Origin of the sequence: Fibrobacter sp. HC4 (genome assembly GCF_023373925.1) — a bacterium.
In the GTDB taxonomy this organism is placed as follows: Bacteria; Fibrobacterota; Fibrobacteria; order Fibrobacterales; family Fibrobacteraceae; genus Fibrobacter.
Window position 1 is genome coordinate 1 of the sequence record NZ_JALCZV010000019.1, and the last position, 12,159, is coordinate 12,159.

Annotated in this window: 9 protein-coding genes and 1 tRNA gene; 6 read left to right on the top strand and 4 right to left on the bottom strand. The window is 52.7% G+C overall.

Going from position 1 to position 12,159, the window contains the following annotated elements; genetic code table 11:
* Positions 1-209 precede the first annotated feature (209 nt).
* Complete coding sequence (locus MMG03_RS12090) at positions 210-1,376, top strand: ribose-phosphate pyrophosphokinase (protein WP_073161199.1); 1,167 nt, start codon at positions 210-212, stop codon at positions 1,374-1,376.
* A 98-nt stretch (positions 1,377-1,474) separates the two neighbouring features.
* On the opposite strand, the gene MMG03_RS12095 is transcribed toward MMG03_RS12090, so the two are convergent.
* Positions 1,475-3,217, bottom strand: a complete 1,743-nt coding sequence (locus MMG03_RS12095) for a PP2C family protein-serine/threonine phosphatase (RefSeq protein WP_249506389.1) — start codon at positions 3,215-3,217, stop codon at positions 1,475-1,477.
* Between the two features lie 210 nt (positions 3,218-3,427).
* Between MMG03_RS12095 and nhaA the strand changes: the two genes are divergently transcribed.
* Positions 3,428-4,792, top strand: a complete 1,365-nt coding sequence (gene nhaA / locus MMG03_RS12100; protein WP_073161197.1) for a Na+/H+ antiporter NhaA — start codon at positions 3,428-3,430, stop codon at positions 4,790-4,792.
* Positions 4,793-4,845: 53 nt separating this feature from the next.
* The gene (locus MMG03_RS12105; protein WP_249506390.1) at positions 4,846-5,181 is read left to right on the top strand and encodes a GIY-YIG nuclease family protein; all 336 of its coding nucleotides are present in this window, start codon (positions 4,846-4,848) and stop codon (positions 5,179-5,181) included.
* Positions 5,182-5,198: 17 nt separating this feature from the next.
* Here the strand turns inward: MMG03_RS12105 and MMG03_RS12110 are convergent, their stop codons facing one another.
* The 3 genes from MMG03_RS12110 to MMG03_RS12120 are packed head-to-tail and all read right to left on the bottom strand — an operon-like array spanning position 5,199 to position 10,573.
* A complete protein-coding gene (locus MMG03_RS12110) occupies positions 5,199-5,981 on the bottom strand; it encodes a sulfite exporter TauE/SafE family protein (protein WP_073287310.1) in 783 nt (260 codons plus the stop codon).
* On the bottom strand, positions 5,982-7,232 hold the full coding sequence (locus MMG03_RS12115) for a hypothetical protein (RefSeq protein ID WP_249506391.1): 1,251 nt from the start codon (positions 7,230-7,232) through the stop codon (positions 5,982-5,984).
* Between the two features lie 53 nt (positions 7,233-7,285).
* Positions 7,286-10,573 carry a transglycosylase domain-containing protein gene (locus MMG03_RS12120; RefSeq protein WP_073161193.1) on the bottom strand — a complete coding sequence of 1,096 codons (3,288 nt, stop codon included), beginning with the start codon at positions 10,571-10,573 and terminating at the stop codon, positions 7,286-7,288.
* A gap of 75 nt (positions 10,574-10,648) precedes the next feature.
* On the opposite strand from MMG03_RS12120, the gene MMG03_RS12125 reads away from it, so the two are divergent.
* From MMG03_RS12125 to lptC, 3 genes are all read left to right on the top strand, one after another.
* Positions 10,649-10,737: transfer RNA gene (locus tag MMG03_RS12125), tRNA-Ser, on the top strand.
* Positions 10,738-10,891: 154 nt separating this feature from the next.
* The gene (locus tag MMG03_RS12130) at positions 10,892-11,239 is read left to right on the top strand and encodes a hypothetical protein (protein WP_073161192.1); all 348 of its coding nucleotides are present in this window, start codon (positions 10,892-10,894) and stop codon (positions 11,237-11,239) included.
* Between the two features lie 134 nt (positions 11,240-11,373).
* Positions 11,374-12,159, top strand: coding sequence for an LPS export ABC transporter periplasmic protein LptC (lptC, locus tag MMG03_RS12135; protein ID WP_249506392.1), 786 nt, complete (start codon positions 11,374-11,376; stop codon positions 12,157-12,159).

Consider the following 12,159-nt stretch of genomic DNA (forward strand, 5'->3'; position numbering starts at 1 on the left):
GGGAGGCTTACCGGGAAAGGCGTACCCTGCCGGCGGCCTTTCCGCCTGTCCCCAGGTTTGCGGGGCCTGCCCGACGAATCATCCCCTCAAAAAGCTGTCTATCAATTTGTGTAATAGATATGTATTGCGTTGCCTTACTTGCAAGGATGTCCTAATCTATCTATATTTGGGCCACTAACCCCCAAAAAACCTTAAATTAAGGCAATCTTATGTCAGATCGTTTTATCGTGACCGGCAACTTCACCGATGATCCGTTTGCCATTGATATGGCTCAGTACATCGGTCTCCGCGAAGACATTTCCGACGTGGTCTCCCTGAAGACTTTCGCCAACTCTGAATTCTGCCCCCGCTATATGCTGGATGCCGATGATATCGAACATATCGGCCGCCGTCTGGAAGGCAAGATTGTCTTGATCTGCTCTGTTTCTAACCATGAACGTAGTCGTAACGACTACGCTATGCGTAACTGCATCCTGGCACGCGCTGCCAAGGATAACGGCGCCGAACAGGTTGTTCTCGTAGAACCGGATTTGTTCTACTCCGCACAGGACCGCGGTCCCCACCGTATTGGCGAACTGGAAAAGGATCGCCCGGATATCGACCTCAAGAAGTTTGATGGTCAGGCTTTCACTAGCTTGCTCTATGCCGATCTTCTGAAGAAGGCCGGTGTGGACGCTGTTGTTACCTGCCACAACCACAGCATCAAGGTTCAGAACCTGTTCAACGATATTTTCGAAGGTCATTTCCACAACCTGATTCCTACCGATGTCTATGCACACTACATCAAGAACAGCAACTTCGTGCAGACTGGTAAGGATGGTAACAACCTGGTGATCGTTTCTCCGGATAAGGGCGCACGTCCTTTCATGAACGCTGTGTTCGATGCTCTCCAGCTCCCCGAATGCAAGCGCGTGGTGATGGACAAGGTACGTACTGGCGAACGTGAAATCTCCATGACTTTCAACCCGGAACTTTCTGACATCAGCATCGATGAAATTGAAGGTAAGGACGTGATCGTGTTCGATGACATGGTCCGTACCGGTACTACTATCGTGCAGTGCTGCGAACACATCAAGAAGGGTCATCCCAACCGCGTGTGCTTCGGCGTCACCCACTTCCACACCAGTGCAGAAGCTCGTGAAAAGCTGAACAGCCCCGCTATCGATGAAATTCTGACCACCTCCACTCTCCCCGACATCATGAATCGCGACTGCCAGGGTCGTCTCCGCAAGAAGCTCACCGTGCTGAAGCTGGGCAAGTGGATGGCTCGCCATATCATGCAGACTTACGGCATGGACGATGGACGCTTCGAACGTGACTTCTACAAGATCGACATGAGCTCCAAGAATCCCCGTTGGCCGCCTCAGCAGTTCTAGTCTGAATCGATACGGTTTAATGTAAGCGATTTAAAGAAGGCCTCGGACTTGGTCCGAGGCTTTTTCTATGGGTTAGATTTTTCTGTTTGCGATTATACCTAGGTTCCTTCATTAATTCGGAATGCCACCATGGTAATGTCGTCAAACTGGGGAGCCTTGCCGGCATGGGTCCTGACGGCCTCGCGAACGTCCTTACAGAGTTGTTCCAGGGGCTTGTCCTTGGAGGCATTCAGTGCGGCCAGCATTCGATCGTTGCCGAATTCCTCGTTGTTTTCGTTCATGGCTTCGGGAATGCCGTCGGTGTAGGTGAACATGATGTCGCCGGGTTCCATTTGCAATTCGAAGTTCTGGTACTTGATGCCAGGCATGCCGCCGACTACAAAGAAGCTCTTGATTTGGGCCAGGTAGAATTCTTTGCCCTTCTTCAGGAGTGCTGGCTTTTCGTGGCCCGCATTGCAGAAGGTGAGGACGTTTGTCTTTAGGTCCAGAACGCCGCAGAGGATGGAGACGAACATGTCGACGGTATTGTTTTCGCAGATTTCCTGGTTGGTTCGTACCAGGGCCTCGGCTGGAGAGTAGCCGTTCATCAGGTTGTGGCGCAGGATAATCTTGCTGACCATCATGAATAATGCTGCGGGGATGCCCTTGCCGGATACGTCGGCGATACAGAGGGCGATGTGGTCTTCGTCGATAAAGAAGAAGTCATAGAAGTCACCGCCAACTTCTAGGGCGGGGTCCATCATGGCGTAGTTTTCAAATCGTTTGGAGTGGAGTGGCTTGGGGAGGGCCGCCAGCTGGATGGCTGTCGCAATTTCAAGGGCCGTATGTTCTTTCTGCTTTTCCGCCGTCATTGCCATAATGTGGTTCAGGTAGTCATCGATCTTGCGGGACATGTCTACGTAGGAGCGGGAAAGGGCGCCGATTTCGGTGGTATACTTCAGGTACTTTTCGCACTTGTTGGAGATTTCCTCCAGCTTCTTTTCCATGGTTGAATCGTGGCTGAATATCATGGCGATTTCACTCATCTTTTCGATGGGCTTGATAACGGTGCTTTCGATAAACCGCAGATGGATAAGGCTTCCCCAAATGAGGATGTTCAAGGTAATGACGGCACTGTAGTAGACCTTGTTCCATAGGTCCAGATTGCTGAGGTTGTACCTATAGTGGAACACGTTATAGGCGGCGATACCGGAGCAGATAGAAATGAGGATGCTCAGCAGGAGTATGAACAGCAGGAATTTTTCGTTAAGGGAGAACGAGAGGATGGTATTCCTGGGGGAAGCGCGGTGGTACTTATACTGGAACACGACGGAGGATAGGCTTAGGTAGGGGATGCCCATTACGATCATCGCCAGTAAGTTATTGAAGAAGATATTTTCGCCCAGGATAAAATTCGACGGGAGGCCGACACACTTTAATAGCAGACAGATAAGGAACGCCACAAGGAGGGCGTCTGCCGTGGATATGATGAGGTATTCTACGACTTTGTGGACTCGGTTCAGTCGGAACTTGTTGATGTTATTGCGGCGGAGGTAATGCCAAACTTTGGCGGGAATGTACCCGTAGATAATCTGGATGAGGAATCCCGGTATGAAGACGGCGGCGGAGTATCCTGACTGGATGTCGGAGAAGAGGTTTGCGAAGGCGCAGCCCAGGGCTCCGGGGAGACCGAAGGTCATGGAAAACAGCATGGGGAGGGCTGCAACCAGGCGGACTTCCGTCGTATCCGAAATCTTGAGGAATATTCGGCAGGGGAAACCTAACAAATAGAAGGTAAGTCCACAGAGTAGGGCGATAACGACTTTGGTCAGAAGGGGGTGTTTCTTCATTCTTTCTTTCATTTGACAATATCTGCAAGAATTTTTCAAGTTTAATATAATTTACTTACGGAATGGTGATTTATATTATAAAACTTTTAGTGCGTTATGGCACATTTTGAGATTGTGGTCTTTAGGGTGAATTCGGTGGCGAATTGCGTAGACTAAAAAAAAATTTTGATTATCTTTAATGTGCAAGGGCTGAAAAACAAAAACAATCAACCATAGGTGTGTATGTCCGCAAAAGTGACTAGCAGCGATCGCATCGAAGAACTTTTCCCGGAAACTCCGGTCCGCAAGATCCTTACCCCCATTGAACGTCTCATGAAGGTGGAGACTACTGGCGGTATCGTTCTTATCATTATGACCATTGCAGCTTTGCTGTGGGCTAATCTCAGCCCTGAGTCCTATCATCATGTATGGCACATGCCTTTTGCCGTGACTATCGGTAGCTGGCTTGGTACTGCTGATTTGCATTGGCTGATCAATGATGCCTTGATGACCATCTTCTTCTTTAACGTGGGTCTCGAGGTGAAGGGCGAGATGACTTACGGCGAACTTCGCGATCCGAAGGCTGCAAGTCTTCCGATTCTCGCGGCTGCCGGCGGTATGCTTTTCCCGGCTTTGATTTACTTGGCTGTAAACGGTCTGACAGGTACGGACGCGACTCGTGGTTGGGGTATTCCCACGGCAACGGATATCGCTTTCGTGGTTGGCTGTATGGCTATCCTTGGCAAGAAGGTGCCCCATGCTCTCCGCGTGATGATTTTGACTTTGGCTATCGCCGACGATATCGGTGCCATTCTCGTGATTGCCATTGGCTACCCCAGCGGTGACGGTATCAGCTTTGCCGCTCTGGGTACTGGCGTTGCCTTGCTGGTCTTGATCAATGTGCTGTTCCGTCTGGGTGTTCGCAACTTGCTGCTCCATGGCGTAATCGGCGTAGCTGTGTGGGCCTTCTTCGTAAAGAGCGGCGTGCATCCCACTATTTCGGGTGTGCTGCTTGGTCTTTCCGTTCCGGCCAGGGCTGTGATTGCCGGCGGCAAGATGGGCCTGTTTGCAAATAATGTGGGTCACGTTCTTTCTGGCGAAGCTACCGACAGCGAAGAGAAATATCGCGTGTTCAGCCTGCTGAAGCAGGGCGCCAAGGAAAGTATTTCTATGCAGGAACGCCTCTACAAGACTTTGGCTCCCTGGGTCAACTTCTTCATTATGCCGCTGTTCGCCTTGGCCAATGCCGGTGTCGAAATCAAGCTTGGCGGTGTGGAAGTTCCCGTGATGGGCGCTGTTGCCCTGGCTCTGGTATTCGGTAAGCCTATCGGCATTTTCCTGTTCAGCTTCCTCTCTGTGAAGATTGGTATTTCAAAGCGTCCGAGCTACAGCTGGAAGGCTCTGTGGGGCGGTGGCATGTTGGCCGGTATCGGCTTTACCATGGCTCTGTTCGTGGCAAGTCTCGCCTTCGATGTTGGCGATCGTCAGGATTCCGCAAAGCTGGGCATTCTGCTGGGAAGCTTCAGTGCCGCCATCCTGGGTACCATCTATATGAGCTTGGTTTCTAAGCCGAGCAAGGATGAACCTGAAGGACACGGTCACCACTAAGATATAATCGGGCGGGTAACCGCCCTTTTTTAATAATGCCGCATTTTGTATACATGCTTCGTTGTAAGGGGAATCGCATCTACACGGGTTATGCCGTGGATGTGGAGGCCCGTTTTCAGCAGCATCTGACTGGCAAGGGGGCTCGCTTTACCAAGGCTTTTCCGCCGGAGTGTATTCTGCGAACTTTTGAGCTGGAATCCAAGGAGCATGCCTTGCGGTTAGAGGCTCGAATCAAGAAGCTGAAACGATCCGACAAGGAAGTTCTTGCTGCCGGAGACAAGACTCTGGAAGCGGTTCTGATGGGAAGTCTCGACCAGCTTTTAAAACCCCGGAGGGGTTCCAGGTTTGCGGTAAAACGCCCGCTTATCCCCCCAAAAAAAGAATCTTGATTCCTGCGAAATCTGATTTACTGAAGGACCAGGTCCACCACCAGGTAGGCTGCCATGACCAGGCTGCAGACGCTGATAAAATTCTGGATGAACTTGTTGCCTTTCTTGCGCTGGAGGGCGCTGCCGAAATAACCGCCACACCAGGCGCCGGCTGACATGACGATGGCGATGGGCCAGTTCACTTTTCCGGTGAATGCGAGAACCGCGGTGCTGACCACCAGGAATACGGTTGTGAGGCAGTTCTTGAGGGCGTTTACGTGGATGGGGTCTAGACCGGTGTAACGGGTGAGGCTAAAGATCTGCACGAATCCAACGCCAATCTGCACGATACATCCGTAGACTGAAACCAGGGCGAACCCGATGGCTCCGCCCAGGGTCAATTTTTCGGGCGGGTTTGCAGGGGGCTTTCCGAACAGGTCTTTGCGGGTGTGGCTCATGATGACTACCAGGCAGATGGCTCCGGCGATAATGGCCTGGAATACCTTGTCGCCGATGTTTGCGAGAAATCCTACGCCAAGGAGGGCTCCCACCAGGGAAGGCCAGAATAGCTGCTTGAAGAGTTTCTTGTTCAGGTAGCCGTGTTTTGCCAGGTTGTGGACGCTGCTCAGGTTTCCGATGATGAGGCCGATGCGGTTGGTGCCGTTGGCCACGGTCGGGGGCATTCCCAGAAAGATCATGATGGGAAGGCTGAGGGAACTTCCGCCGCCGGCGATGCTATTGATGAGGCTGACGACAGCGCCCAGGATAAAGAAAGCGGGATACTGGCCGTACTGCCACCAATCTGCGGATGCTGCGGTCATTTACTTGCTCAGTTCCTTCTGCAGGAAGTTCCTGTTGTCGATCACCTTTTGCTTCTGGGAGTTGTCGGGATATTCCGCCAGACATTTATCCAGGGAGGCGATGGCTTCGTTCAGGAGGGCGGCCTTCTTTGCGGCGTCCTTCTGTTTTTGGGCCTTGCCGAAGAGCTGGCTTGTGGTCTTGCGCTGGGCGTTGCAGTAGGCGTCGGCCAGCTTGTTGTATTCCTCGATGGCTTCCTTGCGGAGGGGGCTGGACTTGAGCTTGTTCAGAAGTTCCTTGGCTTCGGCGAACTTGCTTTTTTCCACTAGGTCCTTTGCCTTGGCAAGTGCATCGGCGGGATCGTTCTTCTGCCAGTAGGCGGCGGCTTCGGCGTCGTTGTTGGCGGACATGTTGCGGATGTCGTCGATCATGGCCTGGATCTTAAGTGGGTCTTCGAAGTCGCGATAACGCATCTGGAATTCCAAGGCTTTCTGTTCTGCTTCGGTGAACTTTGCCTGGTCGTTTGCCAACTTGAGGATTTCGGATTTTTCCTTGCGGGCCTTGTCCAGGGTGTTGTTGTAGGCGATCTGTTTTTGCTGGTTGGCGAAGTTGGTCAGGGAATCGCCGGGAACCAGCGCGATGAGGTTATCGGCGGCTTCGGCCACCAGACTGTAGTTGGAACGGGCGCGGTTCATGTTCTGAATTTCAAGGACCAGCGGCTCGAACTGCTTTGCGCGTTCCGCATTGGTCCTTCCGAATTCGGCCAGCATGGAGTCGGCCTGATTTTCCCATTGATTCCACAGGGGCTTGATGACGCGGAAACGCTGGAGATATTTTACAGCGTCGTCGACCTTACCCTGTTTGTACAAACTATCGGCGTATTCGAAAACTTCGTTTGCCATGGCGGGGAACGCCGTGTAGGGGTCGATGACCGTAAGGGCCATGGGTTCATTTTCCGAGACCTTTTCCTGGGCGGAGGCCATAGAGGATGAGGACTGCTGGGCGGGTTCCGCAGACTGGGAAACAAGTTCGTTCTTAGGGACTGCTGAACTGGAGGAGGGTACTGCGGTTTGCTGAGGTTTAGATTCAGAAATCGCAGAGGAGGACTGCTCCTGAACTTGCTCGGGTGCTGCCTGCTGTGCTCCTTGAGAGGATTGCTGTTCTGTGTTTTCAGGCTCGGTGCAGGGGGCGGGGGCTCCTGTACATGCAGAAAGGGAAAGTCCCATTGCTGCGATTCCTGCGGTACTTAAAAAAATACGAGAACTGAAATTCATACAAAGATCCTTTGTTTTAAAATCGTCCTGAACTTTTTCAAAGGGCTAAAAACTTATTCGGCCTCGATAGGAACAAATGCGTTGTTGCCATTGAATCCTTCGGGCAGATCCCAGTCATCATCCTTGGGCATGGCGGCTGCGGCCGGTGCCGGTGTAACAGACGGTGCGTGAGGTGCGGGTTCCGCTGCTGCAGTTGCTTCTGTTGCGGGAGCCTGTGCGCTTGTGGAATCCGATGCTGCAACCTCTGCTGGGGCGGTGGAGGCTTCGGGCTGTTCTGCAGCGGGCATGGGTAAGCTAACCATGATGCCGGATTCTGCTGCAGATTCCGCGGCCATTTCCTGCACTTGCGGAGGAGTGTAGCCCGGAATGTCGATCCAGGGGAGAGGGCGTCCTGCTTCGGCGCTGGCCCCGGCAAGAGTCATACCGGTCATGGGATCTACTACAAGTTCGCCTCGTTCATTGCCTAGCTGCAGCGGGACTTCGCCTGCGGCCAGAACAGAAATATCCAGGAAGTCCACCTTCTTGGGAGTGCCCATGATTTCAATTTCTTCCTTGGCGAAGGCTGCCCACTGGGGGAGACCGCCAGAGGCACCTGCAATGCGGGTACGTCCAGACTTAAGAGGCTTGTTGTTGTCGAAGCCCACGTAGCTACCGATGGCCACGACAGAGTCCAAAGTGGCTCCGTTCTTTTCGCCGCTGTAGGTGGGTATCGCGCCCATGAAGGCCACGTTTCTGTAGTCGTTTGTAGTACCGGTCTTGCCCAATGCAGGGTAGCGCAGGCTGACGGTGCTATCGGGGGAAGTAACCGTAATGGCGTTATACTGGCTGCGTGCTGTACCGTTGCTGAATACGGAGTGGAGCATTACGGCCATCTGGGTTGTAATGTTGTCGTCGAGGATGGTCTTGGATTCCATCTTGTTCTTGAAGATGGTGGTGCCGTCACGATTCTTGATTTCCTTGATAAAGCTGGGGTCGGTCCAGTCGCCATCCAGGCTCTTGTAGATCTTGCCGGTAAGCAGGGTCTGGTATGCGGTAGAAATTTCTGACAGGGTAATTTCGTTTACGCCCAGGGGCATGCTGAACACTTTCTGCAACTTCTGGTGGATGCCGATTTCCTTGGCGAAGCGTGCGTAGTCGGCCATGGCCAGGGAACGTCTGTAGTCGGGCCAGAAACGGATGTGGTCTGCATCCAGGTAATCGGCTTCGCCATCGACGGGTTCGATCATGGTGGTCAGACGCTTCATGTCGGCCAGAGTAAAGTCGGGGAACAGCTCCACGGATTCCAGAGGCGGAAGCTGGGCTGCCATATCCGGATCCAGTTCCAGGGCCTCGCGGGCACGGAGCTTTTCATAATAGCTCTTGTAGTTGTGCTGGATGAACTTGACGGTCTGGGCATCCTTCTTGGACTGCTTCATGGCGATGTCGTTGTGGGTGCCGTAGCGCAGGTTGATGACGGCCCTGGCCTTGGCGTCCTTGCCTTCACCCTTGTAACGTTCGATGAGGGCGAACTTGGCCTTGGTAAATTCGATTTCCTTCTTTACTTCTTCCTTCAAGGTTAGACCGAACTTGTCGCGGAGTCTTTCAAAGTAGGCCTTGCGTTCTTCGTTGTCGAATCGGGCGTAGTCGTTTTCCTTGGCGACGGCGTCAAATTCTTCGGGGCTGAGTTTGTCCAGCAGGTGTTCCAGCAGCCAGATGCTGGCGATATTTTCGGAACGGGTGGTGGCCCAGGCGATGCTTACGATGTCGCCCTTGTTCTTGTGGTCGGGGCGAGGGAAGTAGAACTGGTTCGTGAACTGGAATACGTTGAAGTCGTTTTCAAGCGGGTCCAGGTAATTGTAGTTGTACTTGAGAGCCAATGCGTAGAGCAGGGGTTTCCAGCTGGAGCCCAGCTGACGCAATGCCTTGAAACTTCTGTCGAATCCGGTGTTGTGGAAACCACCCTGGGTTGCGACTACCTGGCCGTTCTTAATGGCGAAGAGGCCGCCCTGCAATACAGGTTCCGTCTCGATCTTGCAGGGAACGTAACCGTTGATTTTTTCTACGTCCAGAATGCTGACCAGGAGGATGGCCCCCTTCTTCAACTGGGGTGCCAGAGCCTTGTTCACGTCGCCGGGCTTGCGGGCGTCACCGCTGATCTGTACGGCGAAATCCTTGATGGCCTTTTCGGTGACGATACCTTTAAGCTGGCCGAAACTTAAGGTGAGGGATTTCAGCTTGCCGGTGGAATCCACGAATACGCTGTCGACGGCGCCGTAGAGGTAGTCGCCGCGGCGGGCGCTCTGGGCCTTGTTGGCGAACTGGGACTTGGGAAGTACGAAACCGCCCAACTGCATCTGGAGTCCGCTGATATTTGTCTGCAGGGCGCGCTTGGCGGCATCCTGGGATCTTTCGTCGAGGGTCGAGATGATGGTCAGCTGAGCCTTGCGCCAGTCTTCGATGCCATGCTTTTCGAATTCAGCCTTGAAGAAGTCTCCGTCCAGCTTTTCTTCGATGCGTTCCAGGATGGTGCTGACAGAGAAGCGGAAGTTGCCGTGGTTGAACTGCAGCGGCGTTTCCAGGGCTTCGGCCATTTCTTCTTCGGAAATGTATTTCTCGTCGACCATGCGGCCAAGTACGTAACGCAGACGTTCCTCGCCACGCTTGATTGCCTTTTCGCGGCGTTCGGCGCTACGCTGGATGAACGGGTCGTAGTTGAAGGGCCCCTTTACGGAACCTGCAATGAAGGCGCATTCGGCGAGGCTCAGTTCCTTCAGTTCCTTGTTGAAGAAATACTGGGCGGCGATGGCTACACCCTTACCGGTACCGGAAACGTGGAACTGGTTCAGGTAGAATTCAAGAATGTCCTGCTTGCTGAAATGGCGTTCCATGCGGAGGGCGTTGATCAGTTCCTTGCCCTTTTCCTTGATGCTGCGTTCCTCGCGGCCGAAAATGTTCTTGACGGTCTGCTGGGTCAAGGTGGAACCGCCCTGACGCATGTGGCCTGCCTTGATGTTTGATGCCATGGCGCGGGTGAAACCGTAAATGCTGAAGCCGTTGTGGTTCCAGTAGCCGGCGTCTTCGGCGGCCACCAGGGCGTTTACGATATTGGAGGGGATGTCGCCGTAGGGTACATAGATACGGTGGTTGGCGTCAAAGAAGGCTCCTAGCAAGGTGTTGCCGTCATTGTAATAGACGCGGGTCTCGCCAGAAAGGACCTGCAATATGGATTCCCTGTTGAACTGGTTGTCGGGATCCTTATCGGGTAACACCTTAAAGACCAGGATGTAGACGGGAATGCAGCAAATGAGGCCCACCAGGGCAAATGCTGCCACAATTTTCAACAACTTTTTTAGAAAACGCATATAAAAAAGTTAGAAATTTTGGGAAATCCCCTTGAAAAAGCGTTAGAAATAAAGTATAATTTGTGCCCCCAAGATGGGAAGATGGCCGAGCTGGCCGAAGGCGCGTCCCTGCTAAGGACGTATAGGACTTAATCCTATCGCGAGTTCGAATCTCGCTCTTCCCGCTGCAAAGACCCCGAGTCGCAAGACTCGGGGTTTTTGTTTTATTGTATGCGGTATTTTATCACATTTTCCCATAAAATGGGCGTTTTCTATTGACTTTTACATTTTCTTAAGAGATATTATATCCGTTGTAAATATTTTTTTAAGGAGTCCTCTATGAAAGCATCTAGTTTTTTTGCCGGTCTTGCCCTTGGCGCTGCTGCCGCCCTTGCTGTTTCCAAGAAGTTGAAGTCGTCTTGCAGTTGTGAAGGAAACGCAGAAAATCCCGCCCTGAAGGATGCTGAAAACGCCGTGGAAACCCTCCGCTGCTCCGTGGATTCCCTCCGCAAGGAACTGAACAGCCGCATCGAATCCGAACAGACCTATGCCGCCCAGTGCGAAGACCTGAAGGATCAGGTGGCCAAGATGGACGTGGAAATCGGCAACCTGAAGAACATCTGCGAGAAGCAGGACGGTGTAAACAGGAAACTGGAAGAGGAATTGGAAGAAGCCAAGTCCAAGTAAGTCAGACTGGTTTTTGTTCCGTACAAATACTGTAAAAAAAAAGGAGCCTGCGTCCCTCGGTCGCGGGCCCTTTTTTGCTGTTTTATGGCCATGTTGGCGCGATTCAGTCATTCCTTTATTTTTAAATTTTGATTGTGGCACGAATTTTGCGACATAAACTTTTTTTGAGATTGGCTCTCGTTCCGGTGTGGGTCGTTTTGTTCCTGTGCGGTTGCGAGGAAATCGAAGAAGAAAAGCCCTGGATCCAGGTGGAACGTCCGGAAATGCTTTTTACCGACACCACCCTTCTGGATAGTTACGACAAGGGTGTGCAGGCCTGGAAACTGAAGACGGCCTATCTGGAACGTTGGGGCGACAAGGACCTTGTCTTTGTGAAGCCGGTCCTGGTGGACATTTACGATTCCCTGGGAGAACGTACCGCGTTCCTGCGTGCCGATTCCGGCCGCCTGGATATGAAGTTTACCTATGTGTATGCCTATGGCCACGTTTATGCCCTGACGCCCAAGGGGGCTTCGGTCCGCTCCGATTCCCTCCTGTGGAACAAGAAGGACAACCTGGTAAAGACTGACAGTTATGTTCGTGTGGTTAGTGAAGACGGCGACGTGCTTCAGGGCAAGGGTTTTGAAAGTGACGCCCATATGGACAACTGGCGGATTCTTTCTGACGTGACCGGCATTTTCCAGGATGCGGCTAAACGCCTGAAGGAAGAGGACAAGAACCAGGCTTCCGAAATCGAGACCCGCGATAGTTTGCAGAGGGCTAGACCGACTGCTGGTTCTGCCCGCGTGGTTTCATCTTCTGGAACACGGGTGCCGCAATCTTCTGCGTCGCAGGCTCCGGCTGACAGCGCCAAGAAAAAACCTGGACCTAAGAAATCCTGGAAGCGCACCCTTACGAAGAAAGACGAGGCGAAGGACTAG

Bases quoted from the DNA above. Each gene is read 5' to 3' on its own strand.
- MMG03_RS12090 (WP_073161199.1), top strand. From the start codon at position 210: ATGTCAGATCGTTTTATCGTGACCGGCAACTTCACCGATGATCCGTTT.
- MMG03_RS12095 (WP_249506389.1), bottom strand. From the start codon at position 3,217: ATGAAAGAAAGAATGAAGAAACACCCCCTTCTGACCAAAGTCGTTATC.
- nhaA (WP_073161197.1), top strand. From the start codon at position 3,428: ATGTCCGCAAAAGTGACTAGCAGCGATCGCATCGAAGAACTTTTCCCG.
- MMG03_RS12105 (WP_249506390.1), top strand. From the start codon at position 4,846: ATGCTTCGTTGTAAGGGGAATCGCATCTACACGGGTTATGCCGTGGAT.
- MMG03_RS12110 (WP_073287310.1), bottom strand. From the start codon at position 5,981: ATGACCGCAGCATCCGCAGATTGGTGGCAGTACGGCCAGTATCCCGCT.
- MMG03_RS12115 (WP_249506391.1), bottom strand. From the start codon at position 7,232: ATGAATTTCAGTTCTCGTATTTTTTTAAGTACCGCAGGAATCGCAGCA.
- MMG03_RS12120 (WP_073161193.1), bottom strand. From the start codon at position 10,573: ATGCGTTTTCTAAAAAAGTTGTTGAAAATTGTGGCAGCATTTGCCCTG.
- MMG03_RS12130 (WP_073161192.1), top strand. From the start codon at position 10,892: ATGAAAGCATCTAGTTTTTTTGCCGGTCTTGCCCTTGGCGCTGCTGCC.